This window comes from Micavibrio aeruginosavorus (assembly GCF_051245535.1).
Taxonomy (GTDB): Bacteria; Pseudomonadota; Alphaproteobacteria; order Micavibrionales; family Micavibrionaceae; genus Micavibrio; species Micavibrio aeruginosavorus_D.
In genome coordinates, this window is sequence record NZ_CP195303.1 from 384786 (window position 1) to 401307 (window position 16522).

A 16522-nucleotide genomic window follows, 5' to 3' on the forward strand; every position below is an offset into this window, starting at 1 on the left:
TAAGGTCCAAAGAAGGGCGACCCCATGATTTATATTGAGACCTGGAAAAAGGTTCTGATCGTTCTGGTCTGTGTTCTGTCGCTGATCTACAGCGCGCCGAACCTACTGGATCAGGCCACGCGCGAAAAGATGGCCCAGACGATGCCGGGCTTCGTTCCGCACAAGGCGGTCAATCTGGGGCTTGATCTGCAAGGCGGGTCGCACCTTCTGCTCAAAGTTGAGTTGGGCGATGTTCTGACACAACGGGCCGATACGCTGGCCCAATCCCTGCGCCCGGAATTGCGGGAACAGAAAATTGGCTATACCCGGATTGCGCCGGTTCCAAACGGTGTGCGGGTTTCCCTGCGCGCCGATGCCGATGTGGACAAAGTGAAGTCCATTATGCGCAAACTGGATTCCGACCTGACCGTTCTGGTCAGTGAAGATGGCAAGACGGTTGAGGGGACGTTGAGCGAAGACGCGATGAAAAAAATCGCCGATGCAACGCTGGGCCAATCTATCGAAATCGTACGCCGCCGGGTGGATGAATCCGGGACCCGCGAACCGGTGATCGCGCGTCAGGGCGATGACCGTATCGTCCTGCAATTGCCGGGTGTGGATGACCCGCAACGGATTAAAGAAATTTTGGGTAAAACCGCCAAGCTGTCCTTCCACATGGTGGATACGGGTTCGTCCGGGACATCGTTGGCCGAAGGGGGCGGAACACGCACTCTGCCGTCCGCCGACATGCCGGGCGTTGATATCACGATTTTCCGTCAGCCGATCTTGACGGGCGATATGCTGACCAACGCACAGCCGTCGTTCCAGCAACAAGGCCCGGCGGTCAGCTTTAACCTCAACTCCGTTGGCGCGCGCCGTTTCTGCGACGTGACCAGCAAACAGGAAAATATTGGCCAGCCTTTCGCCATCGTTCTGGATGACGTGGTTATTTCCGCCCCGTCCATTCGTGAACCGATTTGCGGTGGTGCGGCCCAGATTTCGGGCAGCTTTACCGTAGAAGAAACGAACGATCTGGCCTTGCTGCTCCGTGCCGGTGCCTTGCCCGCGCCGCTGAGCGTGATGGAAGAGCGCACCGTTGGACCGTCTTTGGGCGCGGATTCGGTTGAGGCCGGTAAAACGGCGTGCCTGATGGCGTTGCTGTTCGTAATTATTCTGTCCATGACCGTGTATGGGTTGTTTGGCGTGTTTGCGTCGGTGGCTTTGCTGCTGAACATGGTCATGATCATGGCGATCATGTCGGTGTTGCAGGCGACGCTGACGTTGCCCGGTATTGCCGGTATCGTCCTGACCATCGGTCTGGCGGTGGATGCCAACGTGCTGGTGTTCGAACGGATGAAGGAAGAATTGCGATCCGGGCGCAGCATTAACTCCGCGCTGGATACGGCCTATCGCCGCGCCTTGACGACGATTACCGACTCCAACCTGACATCGTTGATTGCGGCTTTGGTTCTGTTCTCCTTTGGCACCGGGCCGATCAAGGGCTTTGCTGTGACCATGACCATCGGCATTATCACGTCGTATTTCTGTTCGCTGGCGTTGACGCGGGCGATGATTGTGACGTGGTTGCACCGCGTTAAACCCAAATCCATCCCGGTTTAAGATAGGCCGGAGAGGGCAGGACATTATGATTATCAAGCTGATCCAGCTGGTTCCCGACAACCTGAAGATCGATTTCTTCGGTCACCGTTTCTACGCCTTTATGATGAGTTTGATCATCATCGGCGGATCGATCCTGTGTCTGGCGACCAAGGGGCTGAATTTCGGTATCGATTTTACCGGCGGTACGGTCCTTGAAATTCAGGTCCAGACGGACCCGGACCTGGCCGCGATGCGTGAAGATCTGAACGCTCTGGGCTTGGGTGATATTTCCATTCAGGAATTTGGTGATGCCAAATCCCTGATGATCCGCCTGCCACAACAAGAAGGTGGTTCGGCAGAACAACAAGGCGCCATTCAAAAGGTGCAGGACACGCTGAACGCCGAATTTGGCGAAGGGCAGGTTGATTTCCGCCGCACCGAATTTGTGGGGCCGCAGGTTGGTAAAGAACTGAAACGGGATGGTTTGATCGCCATGATCGTCGCCATTCTGGGCATCATGGGCTACATCTGGGTCCGGTTTGAATGGCAATACGGGGTTGGCTCTTTGCTGGCCTTGATCCACGACGTCATGGGTATTCTGGGGTTGTTCTCGCTGACGCAGATGCATTTTGACCTGTCGACGTTGGCGGCCATTCTGCTGGTGGCGGGGTATTCGATTAACGAAACCGTGATCATTTTTGACCGTATCCGCGAAACGATGCGGAAATTCAAAAAGATGCCGATGCCGGACATTATCAACTACTCCATTAACTCCACATTGCCGCGGACGGTGATGACCTCCGGTTCGACCATTCTGGCGATTTCGGCGTTGTGGTTGTTTGGTGGCGAAGTGATCCGCAGCTTTACGTCCGCCTTGTTCTTCGGGATTTTGATTGGTACGCACTCGTCCTACTTCGTGTCGGCGCAATCTTTGTTCTATCTGAAACTGCGCCCGAATCCGAATGATGCGGGCAACGGCAACAGCGAAGAAGTGGCCGCATAATCCATCATGGATGTCACACCGCTCGTTCCCTCTGGGGCCCAGATTATCCAAGCCTATGCGGATGGAACATTCCGCATATCGGGCATGGCGCATGACGGCGCGGTGATCGTATTTCCAGACCAGACGGTGAACTGGACCGTAACGGCAGAGATGGGCGTGGATGATTTCGCGCCCCTTCTGGCCCGGGCGGGGGATTTGGATGTCGTGCTGCTGGGGCTGGGCGCGACGGTCGCAAACCCGCCGTTTGAATTGCGCCGCGCGTTAAAAGACCGTGGTCTGGCGATTGATTTTATGGATACGGGTGCGGCATGCCGCACATATAATGTTCTGATGGCGGAGGGGCGGCGCGTGGCTGCTGCCCTTTTGCCGGTTTAACTCCTAGCCAATTTGAGGGATAAAAAATGGCTGATCCGACTATGATGGCAAGCTTGGCAACCGACATGACCATTGTTGACATGTTGATGAGTCCGGCCGTGTGGCTGAGCTTTGCAACGCTGGCGTTGCTGGAAGTTGTTCTGGGCATCGACAATATTATCTTCCTGTCGATTATCACCGATAAATTGCCAAAACATCAGCAACCCTTGGCCCGAAAGATCGGGCTGGGGCTGGCCTTGCTCATGCGTATTGTTCTGTTGTCCATGGTGGCGTGGATTGCGACGTTGACGACTCCGGTGTTCAGCGTGGGCGATCATACGGTGTCGTGGCGCGATCTGATCATGCTGGGTGGTGGTTTGTTCCTGCTGTGGAAAGGCACGGGCGAAATTCACCATTCCATGGAAGGCCATGATGAAGGCACAAGCGGCAAGAAATCCGCCGTATTTGGCTGGGTTATTGTTCAGATTGCTATTCTCGATCTGGTCTTCTCGCTGGACTCTGTTATTACCGCCGTTGGTATGGCCGAACATTTGCCAGTGATGATTGCCGCCGTTGTGTTCGCGATTGCTGTTATGCTGTTCGCCGCCGAGCCGGTCAGCAAATTCGTGCATGATCACCCGACGATCAAAATGCTGGCCCTCAGCTTCATTCTGCTGGTGGGTGTTGTGCTGATTGCCGATGGTCTGCACCTGCATATTCCGAAGGGGTATCTGTACTTCGCCATCGCGTTCTCGTTGGGTGTTGAAACGCTCAACCTGCTGTCGGCCAAACGCCGGGCGCGCAAGAATGCGGAAGCTGCACACTAAGGCGCAGGATCATGAAAAGAAAAATGCCCGGTTATGCCGGGCATTTTTTATTGTTCGTTCTCTGACCTTATGGCCCGGGCGGGGTGTTTGTATTGGTCGCCCGTGACAACAGGAAGCTGGGCTGGCGGATGCCATATCCGGTGATGCGGATGGATGTATCGTCAACGGTGACCAGCGAAAACGCCCCGATCGCGCGGCCCAGAATCGGATGGCGCTGCACCAGCGATTGCTGGGTAATATAATGGATACCGTTGATTTCGTGGTGCTGGTTGCGGTGGCGGTGCCCGGCCATGCAAAGGATGACCTTGCCACTGTCTTCCATCAATTTACGAATATCTTTGCCCTCGCGATAAAATGCGGGGAAGTAGTTGGTTAGGTTATTTGCAATATACTCATCATCCGCGGCAGAGTTATCCAGCGGGACGTGGGAAAAGACGATGCAGGGTTTGGTCGCGCGGGCGAGGGCATCACGGAACCAGTCAACATGGCTGGCCCAGGCGGATAAATACCCGTCGCCATCGCGCCCGTTCACATTCGGGCTCCACAAAATCAAATTATAATCGCCCACATCAGCCAGTTGCGATTCCGGGGAATAGCCCAGAATGGCGGCGTTATCCGCGCGCGACAGGTTTTTCAAATCGTGGTTGCCGTTAATGGAATAATGCGTGCCCGCGCGTTGGTTGAAATGCTGGGTCAGTTGAGTCAGGTAGCGAGCATCATCTGCCGGGGTCTTGAGAATGACCCGGTCCCCCATATCAACAGAAAAATCGACCCCGTTCCCGTTCGCGACTTTGACAAACCGGTCCATGAGCTTCGGGGCTCTGGAGCCTTTCTTATTATTAATGTCAAAGCCGTAATGAATATCGGTCACGACTGCAAAACGTAACGCCATGAAGGGGTTATAGCAGATTCGCCGGGAGGCCTCCCACAAAAATCGGAAGCGGGCCATCCCGTTGAATTGTCATGGAAAAAGGGCCGTTCGCATTGGCAAACGGCCCCTTAAATCCTTTTGTGCGCTGCGAATTATGCGGCGATTTTCAGCGGGCCTTTTTCAAACAACTGGCCGACATAGTCCCAGTTGATCAGGCTGTCGACAAACGCTTCCAGATATTTCTGGCGGGCGTTGCGATAGTCGATGTAATAGGAATGTTCCCACACATCGCAACCCAAAATCGGCGTCTTGCCAAAGACCAGCGGGTTTTCACCGTTGGCGGTTTTGGTGATTTCCAGTTTGCCCGTCGCATTGTCAACGGCCAGCCAGCACCAGCCGGACCCGAATTGCGTCATGCCCGCCTGAATGAAGTTGCCACGGAATGTGTCAAAACCACCCAGATCGGATGTGATTTGTGCATCCAGTTTCCCGGGGATGGATTTTCCGCCACCGTTCTTTTTCATCCAGTTCCAGAAATGGATGTGGTTGTAATGCTGGCCCAGTTGGTTGAACAACCCGGCTTTGGATTTGTCTTTGAACGCGGCGACCATCGCTTCTTCCAGCGACAGATTTTCTAGACCGGATCCGGCCAGCAGCTCATTGCCCTTGTCCACATAGGCTTTGTGGTGTTTATCGTGGTGGAACTCCAGCGTTTCACTCGACATAAAGGGTTGGAGTGAATCATACGCATAGGGAAGTTCGGGAAGGATGAGAGCCATGCTATTCTCCTGATCGCAATTATGGTTATAATCTCTTGCGGTATTAGACCGCTGACCAAGATACATCGCTGACGGGTTTTGACAACAGTGAAAACAAGTAAAGATTCATTAGGGTATGCAGGCGATCTGGTGCGGGATCAGGACCCGGACCGCTTTATGATAACCCTGTTTTTTGACGGGGATGTCCGCGCCGATTTGTGGACGCTGTATGCCTTTCACCATGAAATCGCCAAAACGCGCGAAGTGGTTACCGACACGCATATCGGTCTGATCCGTCTGCAATGGTGGCGTGATGCGATTGCGGCGATCTATGACGGCGGGGCCGTGCCGCATCACCCGATTACAGAACCACTGGCCGATTTGATCAAGCGTCGTGGGTTGAACCGCGAATGGTTTGATGCGGTCATCTATGCCCGTGAATTTGATTTGGAAGATGTTCTGCCCGGTAATTTACCCGGCTTGATCAATTACGCCGATTTCACACAAACACCGTTGATGCGTCTGGCGTTGCAAATTACGGGTGATGATGTTGATGCGCCCGATGTTGCGCCTGTGGCGATTGGCTGGGCGTTGTCCGGTTTGATCCGTGCCGTGCCATTTCATGCGGGGCAATCGCGGTGTTTTGTGCCGGGGGATTTGCTGAACCGGGCGGGGCTGTCGACCGACGCGTTGTATGCCGGGCGCGATCTGGACAAACTGTCCGGCGTTATTGCCACCGTGCGGGATCAGGCCCAAAGCATGATCCAAAATCTGTCAGGCCGTAGCCGTCTGGTGCGCCTGTATCATGCCATGGCATTGTCCGATCTGGCCCGTGTGGCCAAGGCGCAGGATAATGTTTTCAGGGAAAAATTGGCCCATCGCGGTCCTTTTTTCCCGCTTTTGCTGTGGCGCACGGCCCGAAAGTAACCGTTTGGAAAGACCCCAACCCGTATAATAAAGACGGGTAGAGAAAAGGGGTTTCTTATGGCGTTACCGCCGATTATTTCCAACTTGCCGATCTTCAAGTTCTTCCGCGCGGAAGGGCCAGCGCAACCACAGCAACAATCCCAAACCACAAAGACGGGCGGCGCTCCATTGCCGCGTGATGTGGTCGAAGTGTCGGATGCCGCGCTGGACAAGCTCAATCAGTCGCAAGATAAAATCCGCAACGAAGCGCAGGCGCGTGACACGGCTGAAAATGTGCGCGACGATCTGGCCGAGAACGAGGACGTGGCCCTCGGTCTGGATGAAGAGCGTCTGAGCGCTTAAATCTTAAATCTTATAACGGATTGTTCGTGGTGCTCGGCGCGGTCGGGCCCAGAATGTGCATCTGTTCGATGGCTTCCTGACGCAATGCCGGATCGCTTGGCAGTGTATCCGACATTGTGGGCATGGGCGCGGGCATCGGTGCGGGGGTTGGCATCGGGGCCGATGGTATCGCGCTCTTTGCGTTATCTTCGATTTTTTCCATCGCATCCGCATCCGGTTTCAACACGATCGGCGGTGGGTTGTGCGGGTCGGCCGGGCGCACGGGTTCCGGCACGACGGGCGCATCCGCAACGGGGGCGGGGCCTTCCGTCGGTGCGGCGGTTGGTGCCGGAGCTGCCGTTGCATTTTGGGCCGGCGTTTCAGTTGATGTCGGTGCAGGCGTTGCGTCGGTGGCCTGTTCCGTTTGTTCTTTAACGGGCTCTTCCGCCTGACCCAATGTCGGGTCGGCGATGGTTTCCGCTTTTTCTTCTACTGCGTCCTCTGTGGGGGCCGCCACGTTCGTTGCGGGCGCATTCAGGGCGTCTTCCGCACTGACCTCGGCGGGAGCTGCCGCGGATGGGGCCGCAGAGGATTCTACGGGCACAGCGTCCTGTGCGGGCGCTGTAGGTGTTTGCGCAATTGCGCCAACGCTCAATTCTGCGGCCGGGGCTCCGGCTGCGGTTTTGCGTGAAACGGCGGCGTCTTTGCGTTCTTGTTGAATCGCGTGCTGGTCCACCATCTGGTTGCGGTGTTCGGCTTGAATGCGTTTCATGGCGTTGCGTTTGCCATACGGGCCGGTTTGTTCCAGCTCAACAAAAATGCCCGGATTGGCGATGAAGAAATCGCGATAATCGGCGCGTTGCGTTTCAATGCGCGGGCGCCATGCGGCGACCAGATCCTCGGCATTGCCGTTCATCCGCGTGCGTGTTTGCGCCATGGTCAGGGCTTCCGTTGTCCACGGGCGGCCACGTTCGGGGATGGAGTTGGCGTTGCGGATGAATGTGCCTTCGCCTTCGCGCAGGATGATGCGGCCGCGATGGGTTTCAATCGTCAATTCGCCCTTGGGCACGTAAATGCCGTACAAATCATCAACCATGCCGGCCCAGACATCGGTGCCACGGACGCTAACTTTGCCGTACCCGGTCACCAATGTGACATCCGGGCGTTCGGCATCGGCCACTTGTCCCGGCTGGAAATGGAACGGGCCAATGGGGAAGCGGAACCGTGCGAAGCTTTGTTTGGAATCCAGATCGTTGAAATTGAAATTATCAATGCTCATTTCCGCTTCGGCACCGATGGCGGTGCGGCTGCCATCGATGAAGGCGATCATGGCGCGGCTGTCTTTGCCGGTTGCAATCACATCGTGAATGGAAATGGGCGCGCCGACGGTCAATTGTTCCGCCTTTGCATTGGCACCGCCGCGCATGATCATCGCGGACCCGTCAATCGCAACAACCGTGCCGATAGAGGGCAGGGTGTGCGCACTTTCCTCGCTCGCCGCAGAGGCGGGGGCGGATGATGGTCCATCTTGTGCCATGGCGGGCAGGGCGAGAACCGTCAAGGCCATGGCCGAGGTAACAACGCTGCTCAACAAAATGTGACGATAGTGGGTCATTTCAAAACTCTTTGTCTGGGCGTAAAGCGCCCTGTTTCCGGGTCTGGCGTAGTATCGGTTTGGATTTTGGCGGATTTACGGCCCGATCTCAATGGAAACGGGCCGTTTTTACAAGGTTTTCCGCAGTATTGGCGGGTTTATCAGTGTAATTTGGGGAAATGACCGTCCTGCAGGAAGGACAGGATGCCCCGGCGGGCCGCCGGATTGTTCATGATAAAGGCGTGGGCGGCGGGCACGGTCATGTGATCGGCCATGCCGGGCATCTTGGTGCTTTCCACCGTGACCAGCCCGTCATTGGGACCGACGGAGGCCGGGCCGAACATCGACATCACGGCGCTGGTCCCCGCGATGATGCCCAATTCAAAATCAACCGGGTGATCGCCATAAGGCGCGCGGGAGTCCGTTGTCAATTCCTGTCCGGCGGGGCCGAAGAACGATTTATAGAACCAGATGTCTTTCAACAGATCGGCGACTTCGCTGCCTTTGTTCGGTGGGCCCATCATCACAACGCGGCCCAGATTGGGCGGGCGGTGCCGTTCGATATAGGCACGCGCCACCAACCCACCCATGGAATGCGTGACAAAATGAATTTTATCAAACGCATTGAACGCATCGTGGTGGACCAGTTTTTTATGAATCTCCGCCGTCAGCCGATCAATCGTTTTGTCGGTGGACGGATAAGACAGGTTCAGGACCGGGTATCCCGCTTCTTCAATAAACTCGGCCAATCCGGACATGATGATCCGGGGTTGGGCGATGCCGTGCATCAGGACGACGAGTTGTTTTTCAGTATGGGCGATCATTTTTTCTGCGGTTCGGTTATGTCCAAAACGCGATGGTCGCCCGTTGCGGGGTCAAATACAACAATGCGATGGTTGTTCGTATCGGCAATCCACAATTTCCCGTCAATTGCGGCCACATCACCCGGTTCGTTCAGGGTGATGCCTTTCAAATCCACGGTAGCAAGCTGGCCCCCTTGCAGGTCATAGGTGCGCAGGGCGTTGTTATAGGTGTCGGCCAGAACGATCTGGTTGTTCAGCACCGTCAAACCCTGTGCATGTTGCAGGCGGGCATCCGGATACAGCCCATCGACCAAGCCAAAATCAAACAACCCCGTACCGACCAATGTTTGAACAAGGTTGTTTTCCACGCGGCGCAGGGCGGAACTTTCGGCATCGACGAAGTACAGCGCGGTACCCGTATTTTTCAAACCGCTGGGTTGGGCCAATGTGGCATTCAGGGCGGGGCCATCATCCACCGCTTCGGCACCGCTGCCGACCATCACTTGAATCGTGTGGGCGGCGGGGTCATAACGCCAAAGCTGATGCACGCCCGCCATGGCCATGGCAACCGACCCATCGGGCAACGCTTCGACATCCCATGGGGAGGCCAATTCTGTGGTCATCGCCTTTTTGGCTTTAAAGGGCGGTGCAAATGTGCGCTTCCCGTTTCCGGCCAGTGTTAGAACGGCGCCGCTATCCAGATTTGCAACGCGCAGCATGTGGTTATCGGTATCCGCGATATACAAATTGCGCCCGATCAGAGTCATGCCGCGCGGGTGATTGAATTTCGCCATGACGAATGACCCGTCACGGTGTCCGGATTCACCCGACCCGATGGTCATTTTAACGGCCCCCGTGCGGTCCAGAACCAGAATGCGGTTATGACCGGAATCGGCCACGAAAATCATATCGCCTGCCTCTTCAATCCGTGCGGGGAAAGACAGTGTGGATGTTTTGACACGCGCCGGAACCAGCGTGGATATGTCGGTGAAGGGCGGCGTGATATTGGCCGTCGCCGTGGACACCGCGGCATCAATAGCGGCGCGATGGCCTTCGCCGGACCAGCGCGCCACTTCGCGCCCATCCGGGCCAATCAGAACTTGCGTCGGCCAGGCGCGGACGCCAAAGCTTTTCCAGATGGCGTAATCGGAATCATTGATGACCGGGTGGTTTAAGCCAAAGCGTTGCGCGGCGGCCAGAATGCGTTCATTGCCTTTTTCGCCTTCGAACTTTGCCGAATGCACACCGATGACCAGAAGCTTTTCACCGTGTTTGCGTTCCAGAAAATCCAGATCGGGAACAATTTGTATGCAGTTGATGCAGCCATAGGTCCAGAAATCGAGGAGGATGGCGCGGCCCTGTAAATCCTGCATCGTGATGGGGCGTGTAATGTTCAACCAACCACCCGCACCACCGGGCAGCAGGCGATCATAGGCGGTATCCTGTGCCTGAGCGGGCAGGATAAAGAGGATCGACAAAAACAAGGCAAACAGGATCGTGCGCATTATTCGCTCCGTTGTATCATTAAAAAAATAAAACCTTATTCGTCATACCGGCGCAGGCCGGTATCCACGGGATGGCTGGCATGGACCCCGGCCTTCGCCGGGGTGACGGGATGTTTACGCAGTTACGCAGCCTGACGCTGTTGCTGGACCAGCCATTGATCCAGATCGCGCAACGCACGGGATGTCAGGGCCCGTTTTTTATCCCCGCCACGGACCGGACGGCCACGGCCATCGGTTTCATCCGCCGGGGGGAACAGGCCGAAATTCACGTTCATCGGCTGAAATGTTTCGGCATTCGCGCCGCCGGTGATGTGGCTGAGGATTGCGCCCATGGCCGTTGTTTGTGGCGGAGCGATCAGAGATTGGCCCAGCCGTTCGGCGGCGGCAAACCGCCCGGCCATAATGCCGACCGATGCGCTTTCAACGTATCCTTCGCATCCCGTAATCTGCCCGGCGAAGCGTAAACGCGGCATGGCCTTCATGCGCAATTGGCCGTCCAGCAATTTGGGGGAATTGATGAATGTGTTCCGGTGTAAGCCGCCAAGGCGGGCAAACACGGCATCTTCCAGCCCCGGGATCATTTTCAACACGCGCGTTTGTTCGGCGTATTTCATTTTGGTCTGGAACCCGACCATATTGTACAGCGTGCCGAGCGCGTTATCCTGCCGCAACTGAACAACGGCGTAGGGACGTTCGCTGGTGTGCGGGCTGGTCAGGCCGACGGGTTTCATCGGGCCGAAACGCAATGTTTCCGGGCCGCGCGATGCCATCACTTCGATGGGCATGCACCCTTCGAAATACGGCGTGTTGGCTTCCCATTCCTTGAATTCGGTTTTTTCGGATTCCAGCAACGCGTCAATGAAAGCGTAATACTGATCCTTGTTCATGGCGCAGTTGATATAGTCTTTTCCCGTACCCGCCGGGCCTTCTTTATCATAGCGGGACTGGAACCACGCGGCATCCATGTTGATGCTGTCTTTATAGACGATCGGTGCAATGGCGTCGAAGAACGCCAATTCGTTTTCACCGCCCAGCTTTTTAATCGCATCGGCCAGCGCCGGGGATGTCAGGGGCCCGGTGGCAATAATAACGCTGTCCCATTCTTCCGGGGGCAGGCCGGCCACTTCGCCACGTTCAATCGTGACCAGCGGATGGTCGTGCAGGGCCTTGGTCACGGAATCCGAAAACGCATCGCGGTCAACGGCCAGCGCACCGCCCGCAGGCACGGCGTGTTTGTCGCCCATTTGCATGATCAGTGAATTGCATTTGCGCATTTCCGCATGCAGCAAGCCGACGGCGTTTTGTTCCGCATCATCCGACCGGAAGGAATTGGAGCAGACAAGCTCCGCCAGCCCTTCGGTCTTGTGTGCATCGGTGGGACGCACCGGGCGCATTTCGTGGAGAATAACGGGCACGCCAGCCTGCGCGATTTGCCATGTGGCTTCGCTTCCGGCCAGACCGCCGCCAATAACATGAATGGGTTTTACGGTCATTGGTTTGATTACGAATCTTTGTACAGGTCGATGTTTTTGGAATAGTAGCTGCCCGAACGGTAGAAACCGTTGCGCTGGTACAGGCGTTCGGCATCTTCGGCGCCGATATCGGTGTCCAGTTCCAGCAATTTGCAACCTTCTTCCATCGCGCGGCTTTCGGCGAATTTGATCAGTTGCGCGCCGTAACCCTGACCGCGGTGGCTTTCCTCGACCACGACGTGTTCGATATAGGTGACAAAGCCGTCATGGATATTGTGGTTCGGCATAATGCCGATCACGCCAACAACTTCGCCGCCAATCTGCGCCACGAACATCCGGTATCCGGTCGCACGGGCCACGAACACGCGGCGGGCATAGGTTTGCATGTCCAGATGCGGGAACAGTTGATGAATAATCGGATAGGCGCGGTGGTAATCGGCATCCGAACGGGCTTCGCGCACAACCATGCGCGGGTTTTTGCCGGTGGCTTTTTTCTTCGCGGCCTTCGCCGCCGCGTTGCGTTGGGCGGATGTCGTTTTTTTCGCAGGGGCCAAAGGCTGTTTGCCCTTGCGGGTCAGCGTTGACGTCTTTGCCTTTTTCGGCGCGGCTTTCTTGGCGGCGGCCTTTGGGGCTGCGGTTTTTTTAGCGGGAGCGGCTTTGCGTTTTGTCGGAGTTTTCGACATGAGACACCGTTTCTTTTCTGGCTTCATCAGTGATGTGAATGATGGCCGCAACTTTAGCACAACAGTGCTATTGCGGCAATATTGTCATAATAACATAGTTTCAAGCCTTCACGCGGCAATGCTGGTTTTCTGCGGGGTTAACGCCCGCTTCATCATGCTATCCCACACCATTTTGCGCGACAATTCGCCCTTGATCAGCGTGTCGATAATTTTCCACCGGCGGTTAAAGGACGGGTTGGCGTGGTTGTACAAGGCGCGGCTGAGTGTCGTGGCCCCATGCTCCAGATGCGGACTGCATAAAATCGCATGTCCTTTGCCCACGCTGCATTCAATAATCGCGGCGGGGCTTCCGGGCAGGGAAGTGTAGCGCGCCAGAATTTTTGTGCCCGGTGCATCCTCGGCCCCGACGAAAACCGGGCCGCCATTGTAATGCACGGTCGCGGGCATATTCCCCATATCGTCCAGCCATTCAATTTGTGCGGCATGGTTCCATGATTTGGTGATGTCGCGGTCTTCGATAAAATCCATCACCGGGCCGACGGCAGTGCCGAGGAAGAAATTGAGTTCGCGTGGGCCCATGATGGCGTGGCCTTCGATTCCTTCGGCCCATTTGATGTCGCGGCTGGCGTAATACGCACCAGCGCACAGGCCGAGATAGGCTCCGCCTTCCTCCACATAATGGCGCAAGATTTTATTGCCCGCGCCGTTCAGCTTTTCACAATTATAAAGGTCGGCCCCGCCCGGCATGATGAACAGATTGACGGACTTGTTCAAAATGCCCGTCTGCAAATCCCCGGCATCGCACGTTGTTACCGCGAACGGGCCATAGGCGTCACGCAAGGCGCGGTGCAATTGCGCATTGTTGTGAACGTAATCTTCGTACACCAGAATACGGGGTGTTGTGGTCATGGTTTGTCTTTCGATCATCTTTATTTTCCGTCACCCCGGCGCAAGCCGGGGTCTTCGTTCCTTATGGCTGGAAGATCCCGGCCTGCGCCGGGATGACGAATTATGTTTTAGAATATGGGGATTTTTGCAGGATTTATCGTGTGTGGGCAAATGAAAAGGCACGATTCCTTGCCCTTATTCGCTGAATTCCGCCAGATCCGGCACACGAGAGAAGGCGATTTTTGTGCCGACAAATCCGGCCTGCGTTTTTGGGGACACACCCAGCCGCAGCGATTCCGCGCCGTATTTCGTGTTGATCTTGTCCATCACGGTGGACAAGGCGTCATCCTTTGCCGTTTGTTTGCGTACAGTCGCGGATGCGGAATCAAAAAGATCGTCGGTGATTTCCCCGTCACGGCACAGTTTATAAAGGGACACCGAAACCTTACGCATCTGTGTCGCCTTCGTTTCATCCATCATCGCGTCCCACATATCATCAAACGCGCGCAGGAAGGAAAAATTATCCTGCGCTGGCGGCAATCGCGCCTCGGCGGCCCAGCGTGTTTCCATGCGCGTGGCGGGATCAATGATACGGGTGGAAAAATTTAATCGCGCGGCGAAAAATCCCTCTCGCCGCAACCGGGTGGCGGCTTTGATCAGCAATCGGCGGGCCACTTCGCGCGCGGCATCGGGGCGGCGCAGGGCGGGGTCCAGAATACGGCTGTGGCCAAAGACGGATCGATCCGTTTCCGTATCGGGCACATCGTAACCGCGCAAATTATACCAGAACCGTTCACCCGCAACGCTGCCCCAGATGCGGCGGGCGTGTTTCGGCGAGGTGTTCCACAGGCTTTCAACACTTGTAACACCGGCCTTTTTCAACCGTTCATTCATGGCCACATTAATACCGGGCAGATCGGTCAGTTTCAGCGCAAACAGGTTTTCCGCCATCGTTTCGGGTTCCAGAATGACAAGGCCGTCCGGTTTTTTCATGTCGGTGGCAACCTTGGCCAGAAAACTGTTCGGGGCCACGCCAACGGAACATTTGATCTGTGTGCCGACATTGTCGCGCAATCCAGTTTTTATCCGTTGTGCCAGTGCGGTGACGGATTCCACATTGCGCTTGTTCGGGGGCAGGCGGCTGGACAATTCATCAATCGACCAGATTTTATTGATCGGCGTATGGCGAATAACTTCGTCCAGAATTTTGTTGTGGTAAATCACATATTGATCATGCCGCGCGGGAACGCAGACCAATTTGGGGCACAGGCGTTTGGCGTCACGAATAATGGTCCCGGTTTTGACGCCGTACAGTTTCGCCTCGTACGAGGCGGCGATGGCACAGGTGTGATCGGTCATCATCGGCACCACGGCCACGGGCCGTCCGCGCAGGGCGGGGTTCAGCTCTTGCTCGACGCTGGCAAAGTAACTGTTCAGATCGAGGAACAGCCATTGCAAACCGGATTGTTCGGGCGGGGTGAAGTTCATGATGGTACACGCATGCTTTAGGATTATATGCCTGCATTATAGGGGTAAATAAGAACAATTCAAGAACAAATATTCCCCGCTGTAAAATGCTGAATATGCTAAACAAAGAATCATGAATTACCGTCATATCTACCACGCCGGAAACTTCGCAGACGTCATCAAGCACATCGTGCTGATGCGCGTGCTGGATTATCTGAAACAAAAAGACAAAGCGTTTTTCGTTCTGGATACCCATGCGGGAATTGGCATTTACGATCTGGACGCCGATCAGGCCCGCCGCACGGCCGAGGCCGATGACGGCATTGTGCGTGTCATGGCGCATGCCGATACCGCACCGGATGCGGTGCGCGCCTATGTCGATCTGGTGCGCGGGTTTAACCGGGGGGATGAATGGCGGACCTATCCGGGGTCGCCCGCGATTACGCACAGCCTGATCCGCGACCAAGACCGCATGGTGGTCAACGAACTGCATCCCGATGATGTCGTGACGTTGGAACATCATATGGGGCGTGACGACCGGGTGCGGGTGGAGCATATGGACGCGTATCAGGTGATGAAGGCCATGTTGCCGCCGCCGGAACGCCGCGGCATGGTTCTGGTCGATCCGCCGTTTGAAGTCACCGATGAATTTTCCCGTATGACCAAGGCTCTGATCGATGCCCATAAACGCTGGGCCACCGGGGTGTATGCATTCTGGTACCCGATTAAGGACCCGCGCGTGATTGCGCGGTGGCACAATGACCTGGCCGATACGGGCATTCCCAAGATTATGGCCGTGGATTTCATGACCCGCCCGGCCAGCGACGCCACCCGCCTGAACGGCAGTGGGCTGGTTCTGATGAATGCGCCATGGACGTTGGAATCGGAATTGAATACAATCTTGCCGTGGCTGGTTTCCACCCTGACCAAGGGCGCGGGATCGTTCACCATCAAACATCTGACGGGGGAATCATCATGACGGACCAAACGCAGCAGGAAATGTCGGACAGCCTGTTCCACATGTGGCGCGCCATTTTCGCCATGGCCCACGCCGATTCCGTCGTGACGAACGAAGAACGCGCATTCATGTATAAAATTTTGACGGAAGAACCGCTCTCCGCCATGCAGCGCGCGCAGTTGGAACGCGATATTTCCGCGCCGCAATCCATTCCGGATATGTTTGCAAGAATTACCGACCCCGATGACCGCAGCCAGTTTTTCTATTTCGCGCGTATGCTGGTCTGGACCGATGGTGATTTCGGCGCGCAGGAACAAAAAATCCTGCTGGAACTGAACAAGGCCCACGTCAAAATGACGAACATGGATTCCTTCACGGGTGATATGGCGTTTGAACTGGATGAAGAAGATAAAATGAACATCCTGTTCGACCACACATCCGTGGAAGAGGGAGCGCAGGGCGGATTGCTCGGCGCGTTCTATCGTCGGTTCAGGAAGAAATGACACCTATGTG

The 16522-nt window shown here is 55.9% G+C and carries 17 protein-coding genes; 8 read left to right on the forward strand and 9 right to left on the reverse strand.

The window, feature by feature from the left end; genetic code table 11:
- Nucleotides 1-24 precede the first annotated feature (24 nt).
- Genes secD through ACSC94_RS01960 form a run of 4 tightly spaced genes read left to right on the forward strand, consistent with a single transcriptional unit; the run spans nucleotide 25 to nucleotide 3762 of the window.
- Nucleotides 25-1599, forward strand: a complete 1575-nt coding sequence (secD, locus tag ACSC94_RS01945; protein WP_435641389.1) for a protein translocase subunit SecD — start codon at nucleotides 25-27, stop codon at nucleotides 1597-1599.
- 25 nt (nucleotides 1600-1624) lie between these two features.
- Nucleotides 1625-2581, forward strand: a complete 957-nt coding sequence (secF, locus tag ACSC94_RS01950) for a protein translocase subunit SecF (protein ID WP_435641390.1) — start codon at nucleotides 1625-1627, stop codon at nucleotides 2579-2581.
- 6 nt (nucleotides 2582-2587) lie between these two features.
- The gene (locus tag ACSC94_RS01955) at nucleotides 2588-2956 is read left to right on the forward strand and encodes an Mth938-like domain-containing protein (RefSeq protein ID WP_435641391.1); all 369 of its coding nucleotides are present in this window, start codon (nucleotides 2588-2590) and stop codon (nucleotides 2954-2956) included.
- Between the two features lie 26 nt (nucleotides 2957-2982).
- On the forward strand, nucleotides 2983-3762 hold the full coding sequence (locus tag ACSC94_RS01960; RefSeq protein WP_435641392.1) for a TerC family protein: 780 nt from the start codon (nucleotides 2983-2985) through the stop codon (nucleotides 3760-3762).
- A gap of 67 nt (nucleotides 3763-3829) precedes the next feature.
- Here the strand turns inward: ACSC94_RS01960 and ACSC94_RS01965 are convergent, their stop codons facing one another.
- Nucleotides 3830-4711, reverse strand: coding sequence for a metallophosphoesterase family protein (locus ACSC94_RS01965; RefSeq protein WP_435641393.1), 882 nt, complete (start codon nucleotides 4709-4711; stop codon nucleotides 3830-3832).
- Nucleotides 4712-4785: 74 nt separating this feature from the next.
- Nucleotides 4786-5412: a superoxide dismutase gene (locus ACSC94_RS01970; protein ID WP_435641394.1), complete on the reverse strand. Its 627-nt coding sequence runs from the start codon at nucleotides 5410-5412 to the stop codon at nucleotides 4786-4788.
- Nucleotides 5413-5499: 87 nt separating this feature from the next.
- Between ACSC94_RS01970 and ACSC94_RS01975 the strand changes: the two genes are divergently transcribed.
- Entirely contained in the window at nucleotides 5500-6318 is an 819-nt protein-coding gene (locus tag ACSC94_RS01975; RefSeq protein ID WP_435641395.1) for a phytoene/squalene synthase family protein, read from the forward strand.
- A gap of 57 nt (nucleotides 6319-6375) precedes the next feature.
- On the forward strand, nucleotides 6376-6660 hold the full coding sequence (locus ACSC94_RS01980) for a hypothetical protein (protein WP_435641396.1): 285 nt from the start codon (nucleotides 6376-6378) through the stop codon (nucleotides 6658-6660).
- 10 nt (nucleotides 6661-6670) lie between these two features.
- On the opposite strand, the gene ACSC94_RS01985 is transcribed toward ACSC94_RS01980, so the two are convergent.
- From ACSC94_RS01985 to ACSC94_RS02015, 7 genes are all read right to left on the reverse strand, one after another.
- On the reverse strand, nucleotides 6671-8254 hold the full coding sequence (locus tag ACSC94_RS01985; RefSeq protein WP_435641397.1) for a hypothetical protein: 1584 nt from the start codon (nucleotides 8252-8254) through the stop codon (nucleotides 6671-6673).
- Between the two features lie 140 nt (nucleotides 8255-8394).
- On the reverse strand, nucleotides 8395-9057 hold the full coding sequence (locus ACSC94_RS01990) for an esterase/lipase family protein (RefSeq protein ID WP_435641398.1): 663 nt from the start codon (nucleotides 9055-9057) through the stop codon (nucleotides 8395-8397).
- The gene (locus ACSC94_RS01995) at nucleotides 9054-10541 is read right to left on the reverse strand and encodes a thioredoxin-like domain-containing protein (RefSeq protein WP_435641399.1); all 1488 of its coding nucleotides are present in this window, start codon (nucleotides 10539-10541) and stop codon (nucleotides 9054-9056) included. The genes ACSC94_RS01990 and ACSC94_RS01995 overlap by 4 nt, the downstream gene beginning before the upstream one ends.
- 122 nt (nucleotides 10542-10663) lie before the next feature.
- Complete coding sequence (gene trmFO / locus ACSC94_RS02000; protein ID WP_435641400.1) at nucleotides 10664-12034, reverse strand: methylenetetrahydrofolate--tRNA-(uracil(54)-C(5))-methyltransferase (FADH(2)-oxidizing) TrmFO; 1371 nt, start codon at nucleotides 12032-12034, stop codon at nucleotides 10664-10666.
- Between the two features lie 8 nt (nucleotides 12035-12042).
- Nucleotides 12043-12696, reverse strand: coding sequence for a GNAT family N-acetyltransferase (locus ACSC94_RS02005; RefSeq protein WP_435641401.1), 654 nt, complete (start codon nucleotides 12694-12696; stop codon nucleotides 12043-12045).
- 108 nt (nucleotides 12697-12804) lie between these two features.
- Complete coding sequence (locus ACSC94_RS02010) at nucleotides 12805-13623, reverse strand: BPL-N domain-containing protein (RefSeq protein ID WP_435641402.1); 819 nt, start codon at nucleotides 13621-13623, stop codon at nucleotides 12805-12807.
- A 156-nt stretch (nucleotides 13624-13779) separates the two neighbouring features.
- Complete coding sequence (locus ACSC94_RS02015) at nucleotides 13780-15072, reverse strand: Y-family DNA polymerase (protein WP_435641403.1); 1293 nt, start codon at nucleotides 15070-15072, stop codon at nucleotides 13780-13782.
- A gap of 112 nt (nucleotides 15073-15184) precedes the next feature.
- Between ACSC94_RS02015 and ACSC94_RS02020 the strand changes: the two genes are divergently transcribed.
- Entirely contained in the window at nucleotides 15185-16030 is an 846-nt protein-coding gene (locus tag ACSC94_RS02020; RefSeq protein WP_435641404.1) for a 23S rRNA (adenine(2030)-N(6))-methyltransferase RlmJ, read from the forward strand.
- Nucleotides 16027-16512: a DUF533 domain-containing protein gene (locus ACSC94_RS02025; RefSeq protein ID WP_435641405.1), complete on the forward strand. Its 486-nt coding sequence runs from the start codon at nucleotides 16027-16029 to the stop codon at nucleotides 16510-16512. Before ACSC94_RS02020 ends, ACSC94_RS02025 begins: the two co-directional genes overlap by 4 nt.
- The last annotated feature ends 10 nt before the right edge of the window (nucleotides 16513-16522 follow it).